This window comes from Streptomyces sp. NPDC046335, assembly GCF_055587985.1.
The window spans coordinates 7,419-32,752 of record NZ_JBVJFF010000027.1 but is presented as its reverse complement, the minus strand read 5'-3'; the positions used below and the strand labels follow the sequence as shown (position 1 = coordinate 32,752).

Here is a 25,334-nt window from a genome sequence, read left to right as displayed (position 1 = left end):
CACGGAGGTCAGGTCAGCGAATGGCGTACGACGGAAACCAGTCGGAGGAGCGGGGAGCCGACGGCAGGGGCGGCAACCCCACCGCGCAGCCCGCCGCGCAGCCCGGCCACAGCGTGGGCGCGGCGTTCGGCGTCGTCAGAAGGCATCGCCGCGCGCTGTACGGCTTCACCCTCCGCGTGTCCGCCGTGACGGCCGTGCTCGGCTGCGCGACCTTGGCCGGCGGATTCGCGGCGGCATGGGACACCTTCGAGGCGGTCCGGGAGTACGCGGACACCAACATCGCCAACGAGGACTCCTACGTCGCCTACTCCGAAGACCTGCACGAGTTGGTCAAGGTCGGCATGGTGGTGATGGTCCTGCTGCTCGTACTGGCACTCCTCGTCGTCTCCGTCCTGCACACCGCGTACGCGGTCGGCGACTCCCATGCCACGCGCGACGGCGGACCGCTCACCGTCCGCGAGTTGTGGCGGCGCACCCGCCACCGCCTTCCCGCGGCCCTCGCGGTCAACGCGCTGACCGGCCTGGCCGTGGGAGCCATAGGGCTGGCGGGCCTGATGCTGTGGGACCTCGTAGACAGGCACAAGGTGCCGGGAGTCGAGCCGACGCCCCTGCACGAAACCGCGACCCCGCAGTACACGTTGGTGGGATGGGTGCTGCCGATCGCCGTGGGGTGTCTGGGCCCGCTGCTGTACTCCCGCCTGTCGCTGGCCACCGCCGAGACGGTCCTGGAACACCGCTCCCCGTTCGCGGCGTTGCGCCGCTCCTGGGTGCTGACCCGCCGCGCACGCCGGCACACCCTCGGCATGGGCACGCTCGTGACGGCGGCCGCCGTGCTCGTCTTCTGCCTGGCCCGTTACGCGGCCGCTCCCCTCGCCCACTTCGCCGGGCTCGGCATGCTCTGGATCAGCGACGACAACGTATGGATCACCGGCGTACTCGTACTGATCCTGCCCACAGCCGTGGCCCTGCTCCTGCTGCCCCCGGTGGTCATGCCGCTGGTGTGCGCGGTGTTCGCCCGTCTGCACGGGGATCTGCGTGCCCGCGAGGAGGAGGCGGGGAAGGGTGCCGCGACGGTGGGGTCTTCGGTGACCGACCGCTGAGTTTCTGCCACGGGGTGGGTGGCAGTGCCCTCGCCGAGCCGCGGGCGTAGTGGCGTTCGACGTAGAACTGGCCCGCGCTGAGTACGGTGGTGACGGCGATGTACCAGAGGGTGGCGACCAGCAGCAGCGGGATGACCTGGTAGGTCTGGTTGTAGACCAGTTGCACCGAGTACAGCAGGTCGTGCACCGCGAGGACGCTGACGATGCTCGTGCCCTTCAAGGTGCCGATCAGCATGTTCCCGGCGGTCGGCACGATGGAGCGCATGGCCTGCGGGACGACGATCCGGCGCAGGGTGCGCCGTCTGCCGATGCCGAGTGCCTGGGCGGCCTCCGTCTGGCCGGCGTCCACCGAGAGGATGCCGCCGCGGACCACCTCGGCGGCGTACGCGGCCTCGTGCAGGGTCAGGCCGATGACGGCGGTCAGCGCCGGACCCAGCAGGTTCACCGTCTCGACGGTGATGAACCGAGGGCCGAACGGGATGCCGATGCCGAGCGTCGGGTACAGGGCGCCGATGTTGAACCACAGCAGCAGTTGCACCAGCAAGGGTGTGGAGCGGAAGACCCATACGTAGCCCCAACTCAGCGTACGCAGAACCGGGTTGGCGGACAGCCGCATCACGGCCAGCGGAATGCCCAGCAGGAAGCCGAGCACCATGACCGCACCGGTCAGCCACAGGGTGAGCAGGAGCCCGTCGAGCACGGCGGTGGTGGTGAGGTACCGGCCGACCACGTCCCACTGGAAGGCGCGGTTGCGTACGACGGAGTTGACCACCATGGCGAAGACGAGCAGCACCGCGGCCGCGGTCAGCCGGCGGCCCAGATGCCGGCGCGGAACGATCCGCGGCAGGTCTTCGTCCGGGTCTTCGGCCGGTGCCTGGACGGGGACTTTCGTGGGACCGGCGAGTGTGGTGTCGGACGGCAGCGCCATCAGGGGGTTCTCCAGGAGAGGGAGGCGGGCGCGAGCCCGCGGCACGATGGATCGCGGCGCCGCGCAAAGAGGCCGCGCGCGAGATACGGGACGGGAGATACGGGAACAGAAGGCCCCGGCGTCATCCTGCTGACCGCGTCCCTCAACGCGGCCGGAGCGGCCGCCGCCGCGCGAGGCGGAGCCGTCCCGCCCCGATGGTATGGGGCCGGTGCGCCGATGTGTCAACCACGCGGGGGCTCAACCATGCGGGGACTCAACTACGCGAGGGCTCAACCATGCTGGGACCGTTCCGGCATCCGAACCATGGTTGACGCCGAGCGGAAAGTGCTGCTCAATTGGTCCCATGAATGCCGATCAGCGCCTGGTCACCCGTGGCCACATCGACTTCGGTCGGGTGTGGTCCGCGGCGTGTTGCGCCTGACGCGGCAGCGGGCCGTCTGACCGGCCCTTCCCTCCCTCGGTGTACCCGTCGTGGGCCGAGTTCCTCCCTTCGCGGCACCCCCGTACGTACGCGTGACGATCCCCGTACGGACGGTTCCGCGTTCCGTGAGATCTGACGCGCCGCTGCCGTCACTGCTGTCGCCCCACCTCCTCCGAGGCTGACACCTCGACCCCCTCCGAGGCTCACCCCCCGGCGTCATCACCTCCGCGCACCGCCACCTCCCCATGCCCTGACAGGCCGTCACCTCGGCCGCGCCAAGGGCCTATCCGCTGTGCCCGCCCACATCCAAGCCCTTCAGAAAGGTCTGATTCCATGCCAGTGGAATTCCTCGGCATCGCCGCCACCAACAACGGCTCCGAGACCACCCCGCGCTCCGGCGCGGCCTTCGACAAGGAGTACACGCTCCGGCTCGCCCGGGCACACGAGGACCACGGCTGGGACCGGGTGCTGTTCGCGTACGGGTCCGGCTCACCCGACCCCGCACCGGCCGCCGCCTATGTCGCCGCGCGGCTGGAACGCCTACAGATCCTGCTCGCCCACCGGCCCAACGTCTCGTACCCGACCTTCGCGGCGAAGACCTTCGCCACCCTCGACCAGATCAGCGAGGGCCGCCTGACGGTGCACTTCATCACCGGCGGCAACGACCGTGAGCAGGGCAGGGAGGGGGACACCCTGACCAAGGACGAACGGTATGCGCGCACGCGCGAGTACATCGGCCTCGTCAAGAAGATCTGGACCACGCACGAGCCCTTCGACCACGAGGGCGAGCACTACCGCTTCCACGACTTCGTCAGCGATGTCTTCCCTGCCCAACAGCCGCGCCCCGACGTCTCGTTCGGCGGATCGTCACCGGCCGCGTACGCCGCGGGAGGCGCCGAGGCCGACATCTACTGCCTGTGGGGCGAACCCCTCGCGGAGACCGCCGAGCAGATCCACGAGGTGCGGGCCGCCGCGCGGGCCGCGGGCCGCACCAGCGTGCCCCGCATCCAGGTGGCGTTCCGCCCCATCATCGCCCCGACCGAGGAACTGGCCTGGGAGAAGGCCCACCGCACGGTCGGCGCGATCAAGGCCCGCAAGGAGCGGGGCGACGCCGTCACCAAGCGCCACAACGGACTGGCGCAGCCGCAGAACACCGGCTCGCAGCGACTGCTCGCCATCGCCGATGCCGGGGAGCGTTACGACCGGGCCCTGTGGACCCCGACCGCCGCCGCCACCGGGGGCGCGGGCAACTCCAACGCCCTGGTCGGCACCCCGGAGACCGTCGCGCAGGCGCTCCTCGACTACTACGACCTCGGCGTCGACATCCTCTCCGCACGCGGTTACGACCTCCTGGGCGACGCCATCGACTTCGGCCGCCACGTGATCCCGATCGTCCGCGAGGAGGTCGCCAAGCGTGACGCCAAGCGTGACGCCGAGCGCGAGGCACGGCGTTCGGCAGAGCGTGAAGCCGAGCAGGGGGCTTCCGGTACGGAGGGTCTCGCGGCGGTGAACGGATGAAGCGCCACCGCCCAGTGCGCCCCCGCCCAGTGCGCCCCCGCCCGGTCGGAGCCCGCGCCGCGGCCGCCCTCGCGCTGCTGCCCCTCCTGGCGCTGACCGCCTGCGGTTCGGGCGGGACTCCCGGCGCCGCCCCCGCCGGTCAGGCGTCCCCCGCACCGAGCGACGACCCGGTGGCGGACGTGCGCAAGGTGGACTCCGCCGCCGCCCTGCTCCCCGCCGACGTACGCAAGTCGGGGAAGCTGCGGGTCGGCAGCGCCATCGGGGCGCCGCCCGGGGCGTACTACCCCAACGGGTCCGACAAGGCGCCCGCCGGCCAGGACATCGACATCGCCGAGGCGGTCGGCAAGGTGCTCGGCGTGCGGGTGACACGGCAGGACGCCTCCTTCGAGTCGATCCTGCCGGCGCTCGGCAGCGGCAAGTTCGACTTCGGCACGGGCAACTTCGGGGTCACCGCCGAGCGCCTGAAGACCGTCGACTTCGTCACCTACATCAACGACGGCCAGGGCTTCGCGGTGAAGAAGGGCAGCACGACGCTGAAGAAGAAGGTGACCGACCTGACCGAGCTGTGCGGCCTGACCATCGGCACCGGGGCGGGCACCACATTCGAGGCCACCCTCACCCAGCGGAAGGGGGTGTGCGCGAAGGCAGGCAAGAAGCCGTACGACGTGAAGGTCTACTCGGAGAACGCCGCGACGCTCACCGCCCTTCAGCAGGGCCGGATCGACGTGATCATGTCGACCATCAACGGCCTGCGCCACCAGGCTGCGCAGGCCGCATCGGGGACCACCTTCCTGGGCGAGTACCACCGTCTCGACGTCGGCTTCGCCTTCAAGAAGGGATCGCCGCTGACCAAGGCCTTCCGTGCCGCCGTCGACGAGCTGATCAAGGACGGCACGTACGGCCGGATCCTGAAGAAGTGGGGCACGTCCGCCTCCGCCGTCAAGAAGTCGAGCATCAACCCGTCCGAGCAGCGGCCGAGCACCCCCGATGAGTGAGCGCCAGGTGATGGTGGACGTCCACGGCGTCCGCAAGAGCTTCGGTCCGCTGGAGGTGCTCCGCGGAGTCGACCTCCAGGTACGGGCCGGCGAGGTCACCGTGGTCCTCGGTCCCTCAGGCTCGGGGAAGTCCACCCTGCTGCGCACCATCAACCACCTGGAGAAGGTGGACCGCGGCTGGGTCAGCATCGACGGTGAGCTCATCGGCTACCGCCGCTCCGGCGGCAAGCTGTACGAGCTGCGGGAGAAGGACGTCCTGAGGCAGCGCACCCACATCGGGTTCGTCTTCCAGGGCTTCAACCTCTTCCCGCATCTGACCGTCCTGGAGAACCTCGTCGAGGCACCGGTATCCGCGCTGCGCCGCCCGCGCGAGGAGGCCGTGCGGACCGCTCGGCGGCTCCTTGAGCGGGTGGGTCTCGCCGACAAGACCGACGCCTATCCCCGGCAGCTCTCCGGCGGCCAGCAACAGCGCGTCGCCATCGCCCGCGCGCTCGCCCTGGAGCCGAAGGTGCTGCTGTTCGACGAGCCCACCTCCGCGCTCGACCCGGAGCTGGTCGGTGAAGTCCTCGACGTCATCAAGGACTTGGCCCGCACCGGCACCACGATGATCGTCGTCACCCATGAGATCGGCTTCGCCCGCGAGGCCGCCGACACGGTGGTCTTCATGGACGGCGGCCTCGTCGTGGAACAGGGGCCCCCGTCGGCCGTACTCGACGCCCCCCGGCACGAGCGCACCCGCGCCTTCCTCTCCAAAGTTCTCTGACCACGTCCAAGGTCCTCCGACCCACGGGGACACCCCCCTCGCCATCCCCGCCGATCCGCTCCCGAAGGGTCCACCATGGCCACCGTCCTGTCCGTCTCCGGAAGCCCCTCCGCCACCTCACGCACCGCCCGGCTGCTGCGCCACCTGGACGCGCGGCTCACCGCACACGGTCACGAGGTGATCCCCCTGGACGTCCGCACCATCCCCGCCGAAGCGTTGCTCGGGGCCGACTTCAAGCACCCGGCGATCGTCGAGGCGACCGCCCTGTTCGCCCGTGCCGACGGCGTCGTGATCGGCACGCCCGTCTACAAGGCCGCCTACTCGGGCGTGCTGAAGGCCCTGCTCGACCTGTTGCCGCAGTACGGGCTGCTCGGCAAGACGGTGCTTCCCCTGGCGACCGGCGGGTCCACGGCGCACGTCCTGGCCATCGACTACGCCCTGCGCCCGGTGCTCAGCTCCATGGGCGCCGGGCACATCGTCCAGGGCTGGTTCACCCTCGACAAGGACATCACGCTGGGCGACGACGGCGCCCTGACCGTCGCGCCCGGCACGGCCGAGGCCCTCACCCAGGCCGTCGACCACTTCTCCGAGGCCCTGGGCGGCGCCGCTCTCCTCGCCGTGACCGCCGAAGCCAGGGCAGCGTGATCGTCCCCGTGACCGCCGCCCCGCCCAGACCCGACCCCACACCCACACCCAGTGACCGCTGACCGCTGAGGAGCACCCGATCATGTCCGCCATCCCGCTCGGGGTCCTCGACCTCGTCCCGGTCCCGTCCGGTTCCACCGCCGCCGAGGCGCTGCGCGACACCATCGACCTCGCCCGGCAGACCGAGCGGTTCGGCTACAGCCGCTACTGGTTCGCCGAGCACCACCTCAACCCGGGGGTGGCCGGGTCCTCGCCCGCCGTCGTCCTGGCGCTGACCGCCGCGGGGACCTCCACGATCCGCATCGGCTCCGGCGCCGTGCAGCTCGGACACCGCACGGCGCTGTCCACCGTCGAGGAGTTCGGGCTCATCGACGCCCTGCACCCCGGGCGGCTCGACCTGGGCCTGGGACGCTCCGGGGGCCGCCCCTCCGGAGCGGCAGCCGAAGCCCGGCCGACCACCACCCCGGTGGTCGACGGACGCACCCCGAACGGCCTCCGCATCCCGCCACGCTTCTCACCCACCCACCTCATCGGATCACCGCGCTTCCGGCTCCAGCAGCGGCTGTTGCGGCAACCGGGCGCCGACGCCCAGGACTACGGCGAGCAGGTCGACGACATCCTCGCGCTGCTCCGCGGCGACTACCGCTCCGCGGACGGCATCGAGGCGCACGCCGTCCCCGGCGAGGGCGCCGATGTACAGGTGTGGATCCTCGGCAGCAGCGGCGGGCAGAGCGCCGACGTCGCGGGCCGCAACGGCCTGCGCTTCACCGCCAACTACCACGTCAGTCCGGCTTCGGTGCTGGAGGCGGCCGAGGGGTACCGCGCCGCGTTCAAGCCCTCCGACGACCTCGACGAGCCTTACGTCAGCGTCTCCGCCGACGTCGTTGTGGCCGAGGACGACGAGACGGCCCGTGAACTGGCCGCCGGCTACGGCCCCTGGGTCCGCAGCATCCGCAGCGCGGAGGGCGCCATCCCGTTTCCGACCCCGGAGCAGGCCCGCGCCCACGTGTGGACGGAGGCGGACCGGGCGCTGGTCGCCGACCGTGTCGACACCCAGTTCGTCGGCTCACCCGGCCGTGTCGCCGACCACCTGGAGCAACTGCGGGAGGCCACCGGCGCCGACGAACTGATCATCACGACCATCACCCACGCCCACGCCGACCGGGTGCGCTCCTACCGGCTCCTGGCGGAGGAGTGGCAACGCCGGTGAGGAGGGGCGTGTGCCCCGCTGCTACAGCCAGTCGTGCTCCCGCGCGTACCGTGCCGCCTCGTGCCGCGTCCGCGTGCGTGTCTTCTGCATGGCGTTCGAGAGGTAGTTGCGTACGGTGCCTTGCGCCAGGCTGAGGCGGGTGGCGATGTCGGCGACGGAGTAGCCCTCGCCGGTCACCCGCAGCACGTCGATCTCCCGGTCGGTGAGCGGGCAGTCGTCGACCACGGCGAGCGCCGAGACGTCCGGGTCGATCCAGCGCTTGCCCCGGTGCAGCGTGCCGATGACCGTCGTGATGTGCGCGGGCTCCGCCGACTTGCTGACGAACCCCTGCACCCCGAGCCTCAGCGCCTTGCGGAGCACTCCTGGCCTGGCGTGGCGGGTCAGCATGAGGACCACCTGGTCCGGCAGCTCACGGCGGATCTCCGTGACGGCGCCGAGTCCGTCCACCCCGGGCATCTCCAGGTCGATGACGAGTACGTCCGGCCGGTGCCGCAGCGTGGCCCGGACGGCCGACGCGCCGTCATGTGCTTCGGCGAGCACGGTGATGTCACCCTCCAGGGGCAGCAGCGCCGCCAGCGCCTTGCGGAGAAGGGCCTCGTCGTCGGCGAGTACGACGGTGGTCATCGGTCGTCCTTCCGGCCGGCGGGACGGGCCGGAGGGAGCCGCGCGGCCGTGCGAAAGCGTCCGTCCTCCTGCTCCACCGTCAGCTCACCTCCGTTGTCGCCCACTCGTTCCTTGAGGGTGGCCAGCCCCCTGAGTTCCGGCAACGGGGCCTCGCCCGCTCCGTCGTTGACGATGGTGATGCCCGTCCGGGACAGAGTGATCCGTACCCGCGTGGCTTCGGCGTGCCTCAGGATGTTCGTCGTCGTCTCGCGGAGGACCTGGCCGAGCAGTTCGTTGCCCCGGTCGTCGATGTCGGCCTCACGGTCGACGCGCACGCGGATGCCCGCGGCTTCGAAGAGGTTCTTGGCGTTCTCCAGCTCTACGGAGAGGTTGAGCCGCCGCTGTGCGTGGGCGAGCTCCTTGGTCTGGCTGATGGTGTCGCTGACCAGTGCGTGCACCTCTCGCAGCTCCTCCTCGACGCGCTCGATGTCGGTGCGCAGCAGCTTCTCGGCCAGCGTGACCTTGAGCTTCACCACATGCAGGGTGTGGCCCTGGATGTCGTGCAGATCGCCGGCGAACCGCACGCGCTCCCGCACGACGGCCAGCTCCGCCTCGCGTTCCCGTGACTGTTCGATGATCTCGTAGAACCGCTGGTTGGCGAACATGAGGGCGGTCGCGAACACGGTGGTGCCGGCCGGGATGAGGACGTACCGGAGCAGGTCGTCCAGTACGTCGTCCCGCGACACCAGCAGCCGTGCCGCGCCCACCGCGGCGACGTACACGCCGAGCGCCAGGGACGCGGCGCCGCGGTGCCCCGGCACCCCGGTGCCGCGATGCCCAGGCAGCTGGGACAGGAGATAGGGGCCGACGATCAAGAGGGCGTAGAACGCCGTGTGGCTGTCGCCGACCAGTACGCCGAACGGCCACACGGCCGCCGCGACGACCAGGCAGGGGAGCGCGACGCGGGACGTGTCGCCCGCCGTCCACCGCTCGACGACCACCAGCGCCGCCAGCACGCCCAGAACCAGGACGACCGCCTCCCACCACGTCCTGGCATCGACGGCCACCAGGACAGCCCCGACGATCGCGAGCGGCGGGAGGATCGTGGCGAGGTGCCATGTGCGCAACTGCCTCTGCGTCGTCCACATGCCACCCGGCCCCCCATCACGGGGGCCTGCCGCCGGTGCGGAGACCGCCGCCGAGGGAGTGGGGGAACTGATCGGCATGGGCGGATCTCCGGGATCGGACAGCAGTGTCTGCGAGGAAGTATTCTTCCCGCCCCGCCGGTGACACCAGTGACACCACGTCATGGGTTTCCCCGTGGAATGTCATGGCCGAGTACTGACACCAGGGCACTGCCACGACGGCGCGGCGGCGGCTGAAATCGACGCATGACCTCGACACCAGTCATCGACGTTGACCGCCTCAACCTCAACTACGGCGACTTCCACGCCGTCAAAGACCTGTCCTTCCAGGTCAGGAAGGGCGAGCTCTACGCGCTGCTCGGCACGAACGGAGCCGGCAAGACATCGACCCTGGAGACCATCGAAGGCCACCGTACGGCCACCTCGGGCACCGTGCGGGTCTTCGGGCAGAGCCCGCGCGACCGGCGCGCCGTGCGGCACCGCATGGGCATCATGCTCCAGGAGAGCGGATTCTCCCCGGACCTCACGGTGCGGGAATCGGTCCGGCTGATCGGCGGGCTCTCCCGGCGTACGGACCGGACCGAACGCGTGCTCGGCGTCGTCGACCTCACGCACAAGGCGGGCACCAAGGTCTCCCAGCTCTCCGGCGGCGAGAAGCGGCGCCTGGACTTCGCCACCGCCGTGTACGGGAACCCTGAGCTGATCTTCCTGGACGAGCCCACCACGGGGCTGGACATCCAGTCGCGCGACGCCCTGTGGGACGCCGTGGACAGGCTGCGCGAAGACGGCTCCACGATCCTGCTCACCACGCACTACCTGGAAGAGGCCCAGCAGCGCGCCGACCGCGTCGGGCTCATGCACACGGGCGCCTTCCACCAGGAAGGAACCATCGCGGAGCTGACGCGAACCCTCCCGGCCGCCATCCGCTTCTCGCTCCCCGCGAACGCCCCGGCACTGCCGCCGGGGGCGGTGCGCCGGCCGGACGGCGGCTTCCTCATCGAGACCTTCACCCTCCAGAAGGAGCTCCACACCCTGCTCGGCTGGGCGCACGCCAACGGGGTCGAGCTGCTGGAACTCCAGGCCGGACCGACACGGCTCGACGACGTCTTCCGCGCGATCGGCGACGCCTGACCCGACCGGCTCCCGGAACCCGTACTCCGCACGCCCCCACCATGAAGGACCTCACGATGCTCTCCATCGCTCTCAGCGAGCTGATCCAGATCTTCCGGAACCGGCTCGTCCTGCTCACCAGTCTCCTGATGCCGGTGGCGGTCAGCACGTACTTCGTCTACAAGCACGACGTCTTCGCCGACCTCGGCAGCCTCGGCTACATCGCGGCGGTGGTGATGTTCACCGTGACCGCCTTCGGGCTCTACACCACGACCGTGACGACGCTGGCCTCGCGCAGGCAGAACCTCTTCCTCAAGCGGCTGCGCTCCACTCCCGCGGGCGACGCGAGCATCCTGGCCGGGCTGATGCTGCCGGTCACCGTGCTCGCGCTCGTGCAGGTGACGGCGATCCTCGCCGTACTGGCCGCGGTGGCCGGCGAACCCGCCAACGTGCCCCTCCTCGTGGCGGCCGTCCTCGCGACGGTGGTCATGATGCTGGGGCTCGGGCTGGCCACGGCGGGCCTGACGAACTCTCCCGAGCACGCCCAGGTCACCACGCTGCCGATCAGCCTCGGCGCGCTCGCGGTGGCCAGTTGGGTCGGGCTCTCCGGAACGGAGGAGCTGACCCTGCTCAAGCGGCTGCTCCCCGGTGGCTCGGCCACCGAACTGGTCGTCAACGCCTGGAACGGCGGCGTCCCCGTCTCGGAGTCCCTGCCGCTCCTGCTGCCGACGCTCGGCTGGGTCGTCGTGGCCGTCGCGCTGGCCTCGCGCATGTTCCGCTGGGAACCGCGCCGATGACGGGCGGTCGAGCCCGGCGGCGCGGGCCCCCGGTGACGTCGCTCCGTGCCGCTCAGCGGCCGGTCGATCCGTCGATCTGTTCGCGCAGGATGTCGGCGTGACCGGCGTGCCGGGCCGTCTCCTCGATCATGTGCGCCAGCACCCACCGCATCGCCGGTGCCTGCCCACGGCGCGGGGGCCGCGGGGCGGGAAGGGCCAGGTCCGGGCAGGCGCCGATGACCTGGTTGGCCCGCCGGACGGTCTCCCGGTAGTCGGCGAGCACGCTGCCGACCGTGTCCTCCGGGGACGGCCGCATCGTCGTACGCCAGTCGGCGACGTCCTCGCCGAGGAAGTAGAACCGCTCGACGTACGCCAGGTGCCTGAGCAGGCCGAGGAGGCTGGTGCCCGAGGGCACTCCGGCCGTACGGACCTGCGGCTCCGGCGCGCCCGCGGCTTTCTCGGCGATCGAGTTCCGCAGGGAGTCGAGGATGCCCAGCAGCGTGGCTCTCTCGTCGCTCATGAGCTGCTCCGACCCGCGGTCATCGTGATCAGCAGGACGTTGTCGGTGACGGTGGCGGTCTCGCCCGCCGGCCCGGTGGCCTGGCGCTGGGGCATGTCGGCGCGTACGACGGACCAGCGCGTGGGGTCGAGATCCAGCTCGGCGGCGACCTCCACCGGGGTCGGGTAGTGGATGTCGGGGTCCTGGTTCCATGACCAGGGCGCGGTGGAGCCGTGGTCGACGATCAGCAGGTGACCGCCGGGGCGCAGGGCCCTCGCGGCGGTGCGCAGGACCCGGCCGCGGGTCAGCGCGAACGGGGTGTGGAAGTACTGCGCCGAGACGAGGTCGAACCGGCCGGCCGGGAAACTGCTGGCCAGGTCGTGCTGCTCGGCGGAGACCCGGTCGGCGACGCCGAGGTCGCGGGCGCGGTCCCGTACGCGTTCGACGGCGGTGGCGGAGATGTCCACGGCGGTGACCCGCCAGCCGTGCCGGGCCAGCCAGAGGGTGTCGCCGCCGGGGCCGCAGCCCAGGTCAAGGGCGGTGCCGGGGTCGAGTGACGCGGCGGTTTCGGCCAGGAGAGGGTTGACCCGCGGGGCCCCGGGGCGCTGGGTGCGGTAGTGGCGCTCCCAGAAGGCCTCGGCGGCTTCGCCAGCCGCGCCCTGGTCGTCCGTGGCGTCGTCAGCGGTGGCGTCGTCGGCGGCAGTTGACTTCGGGCGGTGGATGGCGTCCATGCGGATTGCTCCTTGGTCGGCGGGCGGGCAGGCGTACCCGAGGTGCTTCGGCGGTGCTTCGATCCGCACCCTCGGTCCCGGTGAGCTGCTGCCAGCATCGGCCCCGCCGTTTCCCCCTTGCAAGAAAAGTTGCGGATCCGCATGATCGGGGCATGAACAGTCCTGCGGAAGACGTCCTGGCCGGAGTCGGAGCCCGTCTGCGTGCCCTGCGCCAGGCGTGCGGCGCCACGCTGGCGGCGCTGGCGGAGGAAACCGGCCTGACCGCCAGCACCCTTTCCCGCCTCGAGAACGGCAAGCTCCGTCCCACGCTGGAGCAGTTGCTGCCGCTGGCCCGGGCGCACGGCGTCCCGCTCGACGACCTCGTCGCGGCGCCCGCCACCGGCGACCCGCGCATCCATCTGCGGCCGGTGCGGCGATCCGGCCTGGTGATGGTGCCGCTGACCAGGCGGGCCGGTGGCATCCAGGCCTACAAGGTGGTCCATCCGCCCGCCGGTCGGGCCTCCACGATGAAGCCGCAGACCCACGAGGGCTACGAGTGGTTCTACGTCCTCGCAGGAGAGGTCAGGTTCGTGCTCGGCGAGCAGGAGTTCCGGCTCGGCCCCGGTGAGGCCGCGGAGTTCGACACCCGCGTACCGCACTGGATCGGCAGCGCCGACAGCCGGCCGGCCGAGCTGCTGGCCCTCTTCGGCCCTCAGGGGGAGCGCGCCCATCTGGAGCCGGCCAAGGGCGGGCGGGCCGCGGGGGAGCGCCTCCGCTCGTGACCGGGCGAGGTTTCAGGGGCGGTGTGGAGGGGCGGGCCGGGCTCCGAGATGGTCCTGGAGTTCACGATGGCGGAACTGCCACGCGGTGCCCGCCACACGCAGAATGCCGACCTCGTAACAGGCCCCGAGGAAACGGCCCAGCCGCCATGGCAGGCGCCCCCGCGTGCACAGCAGGAACGCGAAATGCCGGAGCGCCGCAGAGCCGCCCATGGCCGGTAGCCCGAACGCGAGAAGACCGACCGGGAGGCCGAACATGAGCCCGATCATGAGCGCCCACGCGAGTGTGAAGGCGATCTGGAACCCGGGCGCGTCATCCCCGAGCCCGTGTTCTTGCAGGAAGTCGTAGCCGAGCCTGAAGCCGAGCCCGTACACGGGCATGGACACGAATCCGCAGATGACCACCGACACCAGCACGGACACACACCCGGCTCCCAGGTCACCGCGGACCAGATCACGCGGCTCGACCCCGGAGTCCTCTGTCCTGATCATGAGCCCGAGCGTGAGGCCGATCCCCACCGCGAACACACCCGTGAACATAACGGTGTTCTGGGCGTGCTCCGAGAAGGAACGCAGATTCAGCAACAGGAGAACGATCACGACGCTGACCAGCAGGCCGATCAGGAAACCGATGGCGACACCGAGCGCGAGGGTGCGTCGTCCCGCCCGGGTCCGCAGACGGCCGAAGTCGACCCGGTGCGGTTCCGGCCATACCGGACGGTAGATCACCACGAGGGCGAGGAACAGGAGCACGCACATGCCTGTCAGCACGATGGAGTCAAAGGCGAAGAGGAGCTCCAGCGTGATCGGCAGGGCCAGGGCGAGCGGCGTGACCAGGGCGCGTTCGACCCAGCGTGCCCGGTGCGGTCCTGCCAGGGGCCACAGTTCGTGGAGAACCAGATCGGTGCTGCTGAGCGTGCGGCCCGCGACCACGCGTGGCGAGCCACCCTCGGTGCCCGCGTTCGTGTTGAGGTAGCGGGCGAGGACGGAGAGGTGGCGCCACGTGGTGTCGGCCTCCAGCTGGTGCCGGTTCCCGGCGACGGACGTGCCCGGCGCTCTCGGGGTATCGGCCGCGGCCGGGTGCCGGGCGGCCACCGCGGCCCCTACGTAGCGGTCCAGGAGATATTCGTAGAAGTGACCACCCGCGGCGAGGGAGAGCATGTCGGCGGGGTCCCGCAGGTACCGACCGTCAGGAGTGCGCTCCTCGAAGACGGTGGCGGCCAGGGTGAGGCGCCAGGGCGTGTCCAACGTGCGGGCAAGGGCCGCGTGGACCGGCGGCACGTCGTTGGTTCCTGCGGCTGCCACGGAGTCGAGAGCATGGAGGACCGGTTGCCAGCGGAGACGGGCCCGGTCGGTGACGGCGACGCGCTGCCGGAGGTAGTCGGCCGCGCGGGCCGCGTCCACTCGCGCGAGGACGAGACGTGCCACGACGCGGGGTTCGCTCTCCGCGTCGACCAAGGCCTGGTAGTGGGCATGGCGGCAGGTGAGAACGACCGGGCAGTGCGTACCGCCGTCCTCGAAGTTCTCGATGGCGCGGAGAAGCTGGGCCGCCCGTGAGGTGTATCCGGGGGCGGCATCGGCGTCCATCTCGTCCAGTCCGTCCACGACCGGCAGGACGAGATTGGCGTCGACGAGCCGGCGCGCGTCGCGGGGCCTGAGGCGGTAGGTGTCGGTGAGATGGGTGCGAAGCCAGTCACGGATGCCGGTGCCGGGCCAGGACGCCGCGATCAGGCGGACCGGCACCGGCTCCTGCGGGGAGCGGGTCTTCGCGAGCCCCAGGATCAGGGCCACGGCCAGGACGGTCTTGCCCGTTCCCGCGTCGCCGCCGGTCCGCCCGTCCGCCCGCACCGCGGGTGTGCCGGTGATGACCATGCGCCCCGGCCGCAGGGCCCGGTAGTAGGTGCTGATCTCTTCCAGGGTCCCGTCCGGGCGCGTGCCGCTCACGCCGGTGGCCGTCGCCGTGAACGCGAGGTCGATCCGCCCGTCGGGGGCCGCGAGTCCGCTGCCCAGCATCTGCCGGTACTGCGCCCCCTCGCCCCGCACCACCGACCGTGTCAGTTCCTCCGCGATCACCGGCGCCGTGCGCTGGGCCCGTAACCCGCGCGCCGTTGTCCATAGACCCCATATCGCCACGACCGTGCCCACAACAGTGAAACCGAAGGACCACACCCCGGCGACGTCGCCTGGATCGTCCGACTGATTCTGCGCACGCCAGGCCCACCACAGCCCGCCCGCGCACACCACGCCACTGAACACCGCGGCCGGGACCCGCCCGGCGCGCCCCCAACGCCTCATGGACCCATCATGCCCCAGGGCTGCCGATCACCGGCCCCCTCCAATCGGTCATGTCACGAGCCCCCCGGCGTGCAACTGCCCCCGCACCAGACCCGCGTAGAAGCCGCCCTGACCCAGCAGTTCCTCGTGCTGCCCCGTCTCCACCACCATGCCGTCGTCGAGTACGACGATGAGGTCCGCGTTGATGACCGTGCTGAGCCGGTGGGCGATGACGATCCGTGTGCAGGAGAGCTCCGAGAGGACCTCGTCGACGCGTTGCTCGGTCACCGCGTCGAGATGGCTCGTGGCCTCGTCGAGGACGAGCAGGGCCGGGTCGCGGACGAGGGCGCGGGCCAGGGCGAGGCGTTGGCGCTGCCCGCCGGAGAGACCGCCGCCGCCTTCCGTGAGGACGGTTTCGAAGCCCATGGGCATGGCCGTGATCTCGTCGTACATCTGGGCGTGCCGCGCCGCCGCGACGATGTCGTCGAGGGACGCCGTCTCGTGACCGAAGGCGATGTTCTCGCGTACCGAACAGGCGAACAGGGACGGCTCCTGGGTGACGACACCGCACTGCCCGCGCAGCCGGCGGTGGTCGATACCGGTCAGCGGCCGGCCGTCGAAGCGGACCTCCCCCTCGGTCGGGACGTGCAGGCCCAAGAGCAGCCTGGCCAGCGTGGACTTGCCCGATCCTGTGCGGCCCACCAGCGCCACCTTCGCACCGGCCGGCACGCGCAGGCTCACGTCGCGCAGCGCCCACGGGCCCTCTCCTCCGTAGCGCAGGCCCACGCCCGACAGCTCCACCGCTCCGGTGAGACGGCCCGGCGGCTCGGCGGTCTCCCTGTCCTGTTCCACCTCCTCGTCCAGGACGTCCCGGAGACGGTCGATGTTGACGCCGACGGACTGGAGTTGGCGGGCGGCGCCGAGGAGCGTGGCCATCGGATTGAGCAGGGAGTAGGTCAGGGCGTTCATCGCCATCATCGTGCCCAGCGACATCCGGCCCGCCATCACCTCGCGCGCCCCCACGTACAGCAGGAGCAGCGGTGTGCCGACGCGGAACGTGCCCAGGGCGGTCTCCAGGAGGGAGTCCAGGCGGCGGCGCCGGAAGGACGCCTGGAGCTGTTTCTCGAACAGGTCGGACCAGCGTCGATAGGCGTGCTCCTCCACGCCCATGGCCTTGACCGTCTCGATGCCGGTCAGCATCTCGACGGCGCAGCTCTGCGCCTCGGCCTGGGCGCCGACGTCCTGCTGTGCCATGAGGCGCAGGGCGCGGAAGTTGGCCAGCATGATGAGGAGTTGGGCCGTGCCCAGGCCCAGCGCCAGCCAGCCGTAGAGCGGTTGGACGACCATGAACACGGTGATGTAGACGATCACGAATGAGCCGTCGAGCACGAACGACACCGTCTGGCCCGTGATGACCTCGCGGATGAGCGCGTTGCTCGACAGGCGCATCAGGAGGTCACCGCTGCCGCGCAGCACGAAGTAGCGGTAGGGCAGGTCGAGCAGGTGGCTGAGGAAGCGCCGCATGAGGCTGCCGTCCATGCGCGTCTCGAAGAAGTTGAGCAGGATTCCGCGTGTGTACGTGGTGGCCGCGTGCGTCAGGAGCAGCAGCAGGCCCCCGATGACGAGCGCGGCCAGGAGGTCGGCCCGGCCGTACCCCAGGACCTCGTCCATCACCACCTTGGTCAGGGCCGAGGGGATCAGGAGCATGAGCTGAAGGAGCAGCGAGGCGAGCAGGATGGCGGCCACCATGCCGCGGGAGACCGAGAGCAGGCCACGTACGAAGCGCAGCGACTCGGCCCGGCGGGTGGACCTGCGGGGCCGGAAGTCCGGCCCCGGAGTGAACTCCAGGACGACGCCGGTGAACCCGTCGGAGAACGCGTCGTACGAGATGACTCTGCGGCCCGAGGCCGGATCGACCACCGTGGCCCGGTGGCCGTCCCAGCTCTCGAGCACCAGGTAGTGGTTGAAGTTCCAGTGGATGAGGGAGGGCCCGCGCACCTGGGTGAGCCCTTCGAGACCGACGCTGAGGGCGCGGACCCGCATCCCGAGGTGCCGGGCGAGCCGCGCCAGTTGCAGGGCGTCGGCACCGTCACGGCCGATGTGCAGCAGCTCGCGGCACTCGGCGACGCGGGTGTGGCGCCCGTACGCGCTGAGGATCATGGCGAGGCAGGCGGCCCCGCACTCGGCGAGGCCCATCTGGAGCAGCACGGGCACGCGAGGCGGGCGCCGCGATCCGGGGTCACGGCGCGGAGATCGGCGCACCGCCATCACCGCCCCCGCATCAGCAGTACGTCGAGCAGTGACCGCCGGGACATCTCGATCGCCACGCGGCGCGGCGCGGTGCGCTCGGCCGCGGAGGCCACGGAAGTCGCCGAAGCCGCCGCAGCCGTGACCGTGCCCGAAGCGCGTTTCAGGCGGACGGCCACCACCGGCAGCGGGACATCGGCGGGCAGCCCACGCTCGGCGAGTTCCCGCTCGGTCCCGAGCCGCTCCGCGGCGCCGACCGGCAGGGTCTCGCTGGTCCGGTAGCGGTCGATGATCCGCGCGGGGCCGCGCAGTTGCCCCGCCGGAGTGCCGGCCGGCAGCAGGCAGTACAGCGTCGCCCCCTCGCCGGCCACGACCGTTCCGTCCACGTACCGGGGGATCGTGGGCGCGCACACCGCCCAGGCCATGAGTGCCGCGAGGACGGCGAACAGGGCCACGGGGCGGCGCGGCACCGGCGGCGGGCTCTCCGCGGGCGGGCGGGGCGAGGCACCGCTGTAGGCGGCGAGGGCCTCGGCCCGGAAGCGGGGGCCGCCCGGGGCGGTCGGGGTCACGTTCACTTCGGGCCCTCGAACAGCAGGACCGAGGGCACGGCGTCCGGGCGGGCCAGGCGCAGCAGGCCGTATCCGATACCGGCCAGGCCTGCCATCAGACCCGGCGTCTCCACTCCCCGCGGCACCCCGCACACCGGCCCGCGCCGCTCGATGCCGGCCAGCACGGTCGCCGTGAGCCGGCCGACGTGCGCGGCGAGTCCGCCGTCGTCGGACGCCCGCGCGGCGAGCTGAAGGGCCTCCAGATTCCCCAGATCGCCGTGGCAGAGGCTGTGGTTGCCCTGGCCGGTGATGTGTTCGCCGCGGAAGCCGCCGTCGAGGGTCGCACGGACCGCTGTCGCCAGGTCCTCGCGCAGCGGCCCGTCGTCGGGCAGGTGGGGCAGGAGAGCGGCGCGGGCCGCGCCGATGCCCGGTGCGCCGTGGCACCACGCGGTCATGGCGGAGCCGGACGGCACGGTGTCCCGGAGGTCGGGCCAGTGGCCGGCGGCCGGGTCGTAGGAGGCCCGCTCGAACCGGAGAGCTTCCCGGACCAGATCCGTGTACGCGCCCCGCCCCGTGACGGCGTCGACGCGCGCGAGCGCGACGGCGATGCCCGACGCCCCGTGGGAGAACCCGGTCAGCGGCGCCGAGGGGTTGATCGAGCAGTGCCACGCGGCGCCGGTCCCCGAGGTGTCGGCGCTCTCCGCCAGGTGGTCCGCCATGAAGGTGACGGCTTCGAGTGTCCTCTCGTCCGGGCGTACGGAGTGCAGGGCGAGCCCGGCGAGAATGGCACCTGCCGAGCCCGCCACGACGTCCAGGGCGCGGTCGTCGGGGGTGAGGGTGCGCAGCGGCGCGATGGCCAGGGCCGCACCGTCGAGCAGGTCCGGGCGGTTCCACAGGGCGCCGAGGTGGCTCAGCGTGTACAGGGAGCCGCCCAGTTCGGCGCAGGCGCCCATGCCGAGCAGCCGCACGGCCTTCTCGTCCATGTCGCCGAGCCGTTCGAGCTGACCGACCAACGCCCCGGCCCCGGCCTCCGCCGCCTTCCGGTAGGCGGCCTCGCCGGTCTGCTCGCCCAGGTGCGCGAGGAACAGGGAGATGCCGGCGATGCCGTTGTAGAGGTCCATGGAGGCCGGGCCGACGTGCCAGACCTTCTCGCCCACCAGGGCCAGACCCAGCCAGCAGATCTTGTCCTCGTCGGTCACCGCGAGTTCGATGAGCCGGTCGCCGGTGCGGCGTGCGGCTGCGAGGAGCGCGTCCTCGGTGGCCGGGGCGCTCGCCAGGGCCAGGCCGTGGCCCGGCGGGCCGGCGTTGGTCTCGCTCGTGTCGTCGCCCATGGTCAGTGCGGTGAGCGAGGCCTCCAGGAACCAGGTCTGCTGGACGAGGTTCTCCTCGGACATGGCCCGGACGCGCCTGCGGGCACGGTCCATTCCGCTCTCGTCGAGCGCGGCGGGAATGACCGTCCCGTCGCCCGACACGAGGTCGAGTGAGTCGGCCGCCGTCGTGAAGATGGGGATGTCACCGGCGCTGATCTGGTCGAGCTCGGCCGTCGCGACGGCCGCGTTGCGCACGGGACTGTGGTCCTCGCCCCACAGCAGGCTGAAGAAGCGGTCCCGGTCGAGCCCGTCGCGCAGGAGGTCGGGGTGGTGGCCCTCCTGGAGGATGCGGGCGTAGGTCTGGGTGGAGCGCAGGACCACGCGCACGCTGTCGGCCGCGAAGGCGTCGATGGGTCCGCCCGGCGCGAGGAGCGTTTCGCGGTGGGCGAGCAGCAGGCGGTAGGTCTGCTGGAACCCGGCGACCAGTTCGTCCTGGAAGTCGAGGACGGTGACGGTGTCCTGGGTGAGCGAGGGGAGGTTCTGCCCGCCGTGCATCTCCACCCGGCGCCGTACGAGATGCATGTGGTCGGTGCCCTGTTCGTCCCAGGTGGGCACCGGGGCCGAGGTGAGCTGACCGGCGGGGTCGCCGAGCCCGCTGAGGTCGAGACTGTCCGCCGTCTCGTCCTCGAAGGAGATGACCGGGGTGGGCAGCAGGCCGACGGAGAGCACTGATTCGGCCATCACCCGCAGGGCGTGCGGCGGCATGTGCGGCGGCATCTTCTGCTCGCTCGTCCGCGGGTGGAACAGCGCCTCCAGGTCGACCAGCATGGGATGCTCGCCCGAGGCGATCAGGTTCTCGTAGTGGAAGTCGGTCGCGGCCAGGCAGTGCAGCAGCGCGAGGTGGGCGCCCTGGCGCCGGTAGAACCGGGCGACGCCGTCGCGGTCGGCGCAGCCACTGGTGGCGGCGAACTCCGTCCAGCCGTGGCCGGTGCGGTCCAGGACCCACAGCGTACGGAGTTCCGGCCGCACCCCGAGGCCGTTGAGCCGGCGCAGCAGCTCCTGGAAGTGGACGTCGACGGCCAGGGAGCGGGGCTTGTAGACCACTTTCCGGCCGTCCGCGAAGTGCACGATCCCCACGGAACGGCCGCCTCGGTGGGAGTCTCCCGCGTTGAAGACGACCTCGGTCACGGCGCCAAGGGTGTCGGGAGAGCCGAGGCACGTGAGCAGATCGGGCAGGTCGGTGAGGAGGTGTCCGGCGAACTCGACCCTGTTGCGCACCCAGTTGTCCACGACGCGTACGAGGTCACGGGCGAGGACCGGGTAGTCGCTCAGCAGGCCGAGGGCGTACCCGGGGTCCGCGAGCTTGCGCAGGAAGTGCTGGAAGCGGTCCTCGGGGGTCGCGCCGTCGAGGCCGCCCTGGACCCGCAGGACGTTCAGTTCGAGGACGAGGGTGCGGCTGAGCACTCCGGGCAGCATGGCGGGCGGCAGACACAGCTGCTCGGCGAGCTTCTCGTAGGTGACGTGCGCGGTCGGGTGCTCCGCGAGGAGCTCCGTCAGGGCGTCCCTGATCCGCCGCCGGCCGTCGTCGATGAGCGGTGCGACCAGCGTGAGGAAGCCGTGTCCGCCCGGGTGGCCCGCGGAGTGCCCGACGGCCCAGGCGCGCTCGATGGTCCGTACGTACTCCGGGGTGCGGGTGAAGCGGGCGGCGAGCGACTCCCGCGTCTCGCCGAAAAGGCCGACCAGCTCGGACTCGTCGAGGCCGAGCGAGCCCAGCCACCTGTCCAGCTGTTCGGGCGTGAAGGTGTAGTACTTCTCCTCCTTCCACGACTGAAGGCGCCGTCGGCCGCGTTCGGCGTCCACGGACGTGGCGGGACGGCCGAGGTCGGTGCGTTCGGCGCGTTCGGCGAGGGAGGAGGCGAGATGCCACGCGGCCGTGTCGAGGCCGGTGGGGAAGTGCGGTCGGAGCGCGCTGTCACTGGTCATGTGATGTCCCCGTTTCTTCGGTCGTGTCGGGCCAGGTGTGTGCCGGGGGGCCACGCCCCCCGGCACCGCTAGTGGCAGGCGGCTCCGCCGCACGTGTAGCAGCGGTCGGTCACCTTGCAGCAGGTGGCGTGGCCGCCGCAGTTGGTGTTGGAACTGGTGCCCGCGCAGCAGCCGGCGCTGTTCAGCGGCTCGGTCCTGGCACCGAGTACGCCGGCCAGCGCCTCGTCGGTGAGTTCGACCGGGCCGCACGGATGGTCCGGCAGCACGCGCAGTTCGTCGTCCGAGAGCGAGGACCGGTACTCCGGATCCTTCCAGGACCGCACGATGTCCATCAGATGGTTCCTCTCGTCAGGAGACGGTTGGGCGGGTGTGCCCGGGAGACGTCAGCCACAGCACCCGGAGGTGTTGAAGGCGCATGTGCCGTTGCACAGGGAGTTGTTGATGGTGAGGCAGCCCACCATGCCGGAGATGCAGACGGAGACGGTGACGGCGCCGCAGACGACCCCGGTGCCTCCCGCGAGGCCCGCCAGCTCCTCGTCGTCCAGTTCGACGGCTCCCGCGGGGTGGGCGGGGAGTTCGGCCCGCTGCGCGGCGGTGAGTGACGCGCGGTACTCGGTGTCTCGCCACGCCCTTGCGATGTCCATGCGATGTCCCTCGCTCTCGTGCGGCACCGCGGCGGCGGACCCGTTCGGGGCCGGCTACGCACTGCTCCGGTGCTCCCGCTCAGCTTCGGCCGCCCGGTGTCCCGAGCGGATGGGTCCCTGGTCCTCTCCGTGTCCCGTCCGTGTCCCTTCCGCCGGCGGGGCAGCGGCGGACGTGTCGCCCGCGGTCGGCAGCAGCGCCCGTACGCTCGTGCCGCGGGCATCGCTGACCACCTCGAAGGAGCCGCCCACCTCGCGCGCCCGCTCCGCCATGGAGCCGAGCCCGACGCCTCCCGGGCGCAACCGCGCGGGCAGCCCCGAGCCGTTGTCGCTGACGGTGAGCAGCGTGCTGGACCGGCTCACGGCGACCCTGACCTCGCACCGGGCGGCCCCCGCGTGCCGCACGGCGTTGGCGAGGGCCTCGGCCGCGATGCGGTAGACGGCGCGCTCCACCGCGGCGGGCAGCGGCGGCAGCGAGGCCGGCTCCAGGTGGACGCTGACCGCCATGCCGGGGCCCGCGAGCCGGTGCCCGAGGTCCCGCAGCGCGAAGGCGAGGCCGCGTTCGCTCAGTACGGCGGGGCCGAGCCCGTCCGCGATCCGGCGGGCCTCGGCGGCGGCCTCCGTGACGGCGGCGACAGCGGGCAGCAGCAGTACGGTGACGTCCGGTCCGGTACGGGGTGCCGCCGGCGGCGGGCAGGAAGGGCAGGCGGGGCGGGGAACGGCGGCGTGGCCGTCCCCCGCGGTGGCCGTGGCCGTGCCGACGGCCAGCGTGGTGTCCAGGTGCAGCCGGGCCGCGGCAAGGAGCGGACCGAGCCCGTCGTGCAACTCCCTGCGCAGCCTGCGCCGTTCCTCCTCGCGCGCCATGACCACCTGCTGCCGCGCCGCGCGCACGTCCTCCAGGAGTTGCAGCGCGGCCAGGGCGGGCGCGGCCTGGTCGCTGAGCAGTTGCAGCAGTTCGGCGTCCCGGTCGGGCAGGGACGCCTCGCCGGGCCGGGGCGCCACGCGCAGGGTGCCGATCACCTGCCCGCGGTGGTGCAGCGGGAACTCGTACGCCTCGCGGGCGTCCCACTGCCCGCCCGCGGTGGCCAGGGTGTGCGGGCCTGAGCGGGTGCCCACGGCCACCAGGGCGGCGGGGAAGCGGAGGTCCTCGGTGGCGGACCGGCACAGCACCGCCGGCACATCCTCGGGTTCCGGCGCCTCGCGCAGGCGTTGCGCGAGGCCCCGTACCGCGTCCTGGGGCCGGGAGCGCAGGCCGTTGAAGAGGTGGTCGACGCGGCGGCTCGCCCACCCGGTGAGGGGCCGAAGGCCCGAACCGATCACCACGGCGACGACGGCGACCGCGAGGGCTCCGGCGCTGTCGGCGTCGGGAAGCACGGTCGAGACCGCGACGGCGGCGGTGGTGTAGGCGAAGACGACGGCGGTGACGACCACGGCCGTGATGAGCAACCGGCGCCCGGTGCGGTCCAGTTGCCATATGGCGCCCCTGCCGATGACGTAGGCGACGGCCGCGTACCACCCGGCGGCTCCGGTGGCGAACGCCGCGTACACCGACCACGCGGGCATGCCCGGGATCTCCTCGGCGAGGTCGCCGTAGGTCCAGGGAAAGTAGGCGGCGGCGAAGGCGACCGCCTCGCGGCGCGCGGAGCGGTCGGCCCGGCGCCAGCGGCTGACGACGATGGTCACGTTGATGACCGCGCAGACGAGGATGAGCCAGAGGTTGGCGGTGACGCAGGGCCCGAGGACCGACAGCGCGGCATCACGCCACAGGGTTCCCCGCAGCGGGTGCGGACCGCCGCCCGGCGGGGCCTCGACCGCTGCGGCGACCAGCACGAGCACGACGCACACCACCAGGAGGGTGCCCGCGTAGCAGCGCACGAAAGGCCCCGCCCGCCGCTCGGCCGGGAAGGTGAGCGGCAGCATGACCATCGCGTAGCCGTCCGCCAGGGAGCAGAGTTGGGCGAACAGGTGCGCCCACAGGACCAGGCGCGGCCCCGGATCACCCAGCAGCATCAGTTGGCCGGTGAACAGCGGCAGGGTCAGCCCCGAACCGGTGACCAGCAGCAGCCAGCCCGTGGTGCGGTCGGAGGTCCGCACCAGTACGAGGAAGCCGAGCACCGCACAGGGGAGCCCGACGAGCGCCGCCGAGAGGTCCGAGCCCATGTCGAGGGTCCAGCCGCCCTGGGGCGGACGGCGTGTGCACAGGGCGCCCCACCCCAGCACCGCCAGGACACACAGCAGGACGACGAAGGCCCCCGCGGACCACTCGCGTTCACGCGCGGTGCTCCGTACCCCGAACGGGAGAACCGCAGCATGTTCACTCTTCGTGGTCACGGCACTACAAGTAGCATGCGGCCGTGACCCACAGCAGCGAAGGTGGTACGCCGGTCCGTGTGGTGGTAGTGGACGACCACCCCCTCTTCCGCTCCGGGCTGCGCGCGGCGCTGGACAGCGCGGCCGACATCGAGGTGGTCGCCGAGGCGGGCACCGCTGAGGGCCTGGAAACACTGGTCAGTCGCTCACTGCCCGACGTGGTGGTCATGGACCTGGCCCTGCCGGGCGTATCGGGGCCCGCCGCCGCGAGATCCCTGGCCACAAGCCACCCTCTGCTGCCCGTCCTGATGTTGACGATGTCCCAGGACGACGCCAGCCTCCTCGCCGCGCTGCGCGCCGGAGCCCGCGGCTACCTCGTCAAGGGCGCCGGGCGCGAAGCCGTGCTCAACGCCGTACGTACGGTCGCCCTGGGCGGTGCGGTCTTCGGCCCCGAGATCGCGGGCCGCATCGCGGCGCTGCTCGCCGGCGAGCGGGGGCCGGCCGCGGCCCGGCCCTTCCCGGACCTGACCGAGCGTGAGCGCGAAGTCCTGGACCTGGTCGCGCGCGGCCTGGACAACCGGCGCATCGCGCGCGAGCTGGTGCTCTCGGACAAGACGGTGCGCAACCACGTGAGCCGCATCTTCGCGAAGCTCCAGGTGGCCCACCGGGCGGCAGCGGTCTCCCAGGCCCGTGACGCGGGGCTGGGCCGCACCTGAACGGGGCGGCCCCCCTTGGAGCGGGGGGGGGGGGGGGGGGGAGCGAGGTCGGATCCTCCTCGCCGAACAAGCTCTTCTCCACCCCCACCCCCAACGTAGATAA

General features: G+C 71.8%; 22 protein-coding genes. 10 read left to right on the top strand and 12 right to left on the bottom strand.

Annotation, left to right across the window (positions count from 1 at the left end):
* Positions 1-20 precede the first annotated feature (20 nt).
* Positions 21-1,100, top strand: a complete 1,080-nt coding sequence (locus ACZ6JY_RS39745) for a hypothetical protein (RefSeq protein WP_469204343.1) — start codon at positions 21-23, stop codon at positions 1,098-1,100.
* On the opposite strand, the gene ACZ6JY_RS39740 is transcribed toward ACZ6JY_RS39745, so the two are convergent.
* On the bottom strand, positions 988-2,028 hold the full coding sequence (locus ACZ6JY_RS39740) for an amino acid ABC transporter permease (protein ID WP_469204341.1): 1,041 nt from the start codon (positions 2,026-2,028) through the stop codon (positions 988-990). The genes ACZ6JY_RS39745 and ACZ6JY_RS39740 overlap by 113 nt on opposite strands.
* 754 nt (positions 2,029-2,782) lie before the next feature.
* On the opposite strand from ACZ6JY_RS39740, the gene ACZ6JY_RS39735 reads away from it, so the two are divergent.
* The 5 genes from ACZ6JY_RS39735 (at position 2,783) to ACZ6JY_RS39715 (ending at position 7,580) form a co-directional block, all read left to right on the top strand.
* Complete coding sequence (locus ACZ6JY_RS39735; RefSeq protein ID WP_469204339.1) at positions 2,783-3,967, top strand: LLM class flavin-dependent oxidoreductase; 1,185 nt, start codon at positions 2,783-2,785, stop codon at positions 3,965-3,967.
* Entirely contained in the window at positions 3,964-4,962 is a 999-nt protein-coding gene (locus tag ACZ6JY_RS39730; RefSeq protein ID WP_469204337.1) for an ABC transporter substrate-binding protein, read from the top strand. The genes ACZ6JY_RS39735 and ACZ6JY_RS39730 overlap by 4 nt, the downstream gene beginning before the upstream one ends.
* Positions 4,955-5,725 carry an amino acid ABC transporter ATP-binding protein gene (locus ACZ6JY_RS39725; RefSeq protein WP_469204335.1) on the top strand — a complete coding sequence of 257 codons (771 nt, stop codon included), beginning with the start codon at positions 4,955-4,957 and terminating at the stop codon, positions 5,723-5,725. Before ACZ6JY_RS39730 ends, ACZ6JY_RS39725 begins: the two co-directional genes overlap by 8 nt.
* Positions 5,726-5,800: 75 nt before the next feature.
* Positions 5,801-6,370 carry an NADPH-dependent FMN reductase gene (ssuE, locus tag ACZ6JY_RS39720; RefSeq protein WP_469204333.1) on the top strand — a complete coding sequence of 190 codons (570 nt, stop codon included), beginning with the start codon at positions 5,801-5,803 and terminating at the stop codon, positions 6,368-6,370.
* 82 nt (positions 6,371-6,452) lie between these two features.
* Entirely contained in the window at positions 6,453-7,580 is a 1,128-nt protein-coding gene (locus ACZ6JY_RS39715) for an LLM class flavin-dependent oxidoreductase (protein ID WP_469204331.1), read from the top strand.
* A 21-nt stretch (positions 7,581-7,601) separates the two neighbouring features.
* Here ACZ6JY_RS39715 and ACZ6JY_RS39710 read toward each other — a convergent pair whose 3' ends face one another.
* Entirely contained in the window at positions 7,602-8,204 is a 603-nt protein-coding gene (locus ACZ6JY_RS39710; RefSeq protein WP_469204329.1) for a response regulator transcription factor, read from the bottom strand.
* Positions 8,201-9,331 (bottom strand): sensor histidine kinase, encoded by a 1,131-nt coding sequence (locus ACZ6JY_RS39705; protein ID WP_469204327.1) that lies wholly within the window; start codon positions 9,329-9,331, stop codon positions 8,201-8,203. Before ACZ6JY_RS39705 ends, ACZ6JY_RS39710 begins: the two co-directional genes overlap by 4 nt.
* A 243-nt stretch (positions 9,332-9,574) precedes the next feature.
* Between ACZ6JY_RS39705 and ACZ6JY_RS39700 the strand changes: the two genes are divergently transcribed.
* On the top strand, positions 9,575-10,459 hold the full coding sequence (locus tag ACZ6JY_RS39700; RefSeq protein ID WP_469204325.1) for an ABC transporter ATP-binding protein: 885 nt from the start codon (positions 9,575-9,577) through the stop codon (positions 10,457-10,459).
* Positions 10,460-10,500: 41 nt separating this feature from the next.
* Positions 10,501-11,235 carry an ABC transporter permease gene (locus ACZ6JY_RS39695; protein ID WP_469204323.1) on the top strand — a complete coding sequence of 245 codons (735 nt, stop codon included), beginning with the start codon at positions 10,501-10,503 and terminating at the stop codon, positions 11,233-11,235.
* 52 nt (positions 11,236-11,287) lie between these two features.
* Here the strand turns inward: ACZ6JY_RS39695 and ACZ6JY_RS39690 are convergent, their stop codons facing one another.
* Together ACZ6JY_RS39690 and ACZ6JY_RS39685 are read right to left on the bottom strand one after the other, a co-directional pair.
* Positions 11,288-11,734: a DinB family protein gene (locus ACZ6JY_RS39690; RefSeq protein ID WP_469204321.1), complete on the bottom strand. Its 447-nt coding sequence runs from the start codon at positions 11,732-11,734 to the stop codon at positions 11,288-11,290.
* A complete protein-coding gene (locus tag ACZ6JY_RS39685; protein ID WP_469204319.1) occupies positions 11,731-12,444 on the bottom strand; it encodes an SAM-dependent methyltransferase in 714 nt (237 codons plus the stop codon). Before ACZ6JY_RS39685 ends, ACZ6JY_RS39690 begins: the two co-directional genes overlap by 4 nt.
* A gap of 152 nt (positions 12,445-12,596) precedes the next feature.
* Between ACZ6JY_RS39685 and ACZ6JY_RS39680 the strand changes: the two genes are divergently transcribed.
* A complete protein-coding gene (locus ACZ6JY_RS39680) occupies positions 12,597-13,205 on the top strand; it encodes a helix-turn-helix domain-containing protein (protein WP_469204317.1) in 609 nt (202 codons plus the stop codon).
* A 12-nt stretch (positions 13,206-13,217) separates the two neighbouring features.
* On the opposite strand, the gene ACZ6JY_RS39675 is transcribed toward ACZ6JY_RS39680, so the two are convergent.
* The 7 genes from ACZ6JY_RS39675 to ACZ6JY_RS39645 all read right to left on the bottom strand — a co-directional run bounded on the left by ACZ6JY_RS39675 (position 13,218) and on the right by ACZ6JY_RS39645 (position 24,536).
* A complete protein-coding gene (locus ACZ6JY_RS39675) occupies positions 13,218-15,497 on the bottom strand; it encodes an NACHT domain-containing protein (RefSeq protein ID WP_469204315.1) in 2,280 nt (759 codons plus the stop codon).
* A 48-nt stretch (positions 15,498-15,545) separates the two neighbouring features.
* Positions 15,546-17,690, bottom strand: coding sequence for a peptidase domain-containing ABC transporter (locus ACZ6JY_RS39670; protein ID WP_469204313.1), 2,145 nt, complete (start codon positions 17,688-17,690; stop codon positions 15,546-15,548).
* 53 nt (positions 17,691-17,743) lie between these two features.
* A complete protein-coding gene (locus ACZ6JY_RS39665; RefSeq protein WP_469204312.1) occupies positions 17,744-18,292 on the bottom strand; it encodes a hypothetical protein in 549 nt (182 codons plus the stop codon).
* A gap of 2 nt (positions 18,293-18,294) precedes the next feature.
* Complete coding sequence (locus ACZ6JY_RS39660; protein WP_469204310.1) at positions 18,295-21,564, bottom strand: type 2 lanthipeptide synthetase LanM family protein; 3,270 nt, start codon at positions 21,562-21,564, stop codon at positions 18,295-18,297.
* A 68-nt stretch (positions 21,565-21,632) separates the two neighbouring features.
* A complete protein-coding gene (locus ACZ6JY_RS39655; RefSeq protein ID WP_469204308.1) occupies positions 21,633-21,896 on the bottom strand; it encodes a mersacidin/lichenicidin family type 2 lantibiotic in 264 nt (87 codons plus the stop codon).
* Between the two features lie 51 nt (positions 21,897-21,947).
* Complete coding sequence (locus tag ACZ6JY_RS39650; RefSeq protein ID WP_469204306.1) at positions 21,948-22,208, bottom strand: mersacidin/lichenicidin family type 2 lantibiotic; 261 nt, start codon at positions 22,206-22,208, stop codon at positions 21,948-21,950.
* A 54-nt stretch (positions 22,209-22,262) separates the two neighbouring features.
* Positions 22,263-24,536, bottom strand: a complete 2,274-nt coding sequence (locus ACZ6JY_RS39645; protein WP_469204304.1) for a sensor histidine kinase — start codon at positions 24,534-24,536, stop codon at positions 22,263-22,265.
* Positions 24,537-24,559: 23 nt separating this feature from the next.
* On the opposite strand from ACZ6JY_RS39645, the gene ACZ6JY_RS39640 reads away from it, so the two are divergent.
* A complete protein-coding gene (locus tag ACZ6JY_RS39640) occupies positions 24,560-25,231 on the top strand; it encodes a response regulator (RefSeq protein ID WP_469204302.1) in 672 nt (223 codons plus the stop codon).
* Positions 25,232-25,334 lie beyond the last annotated feature (103 nt).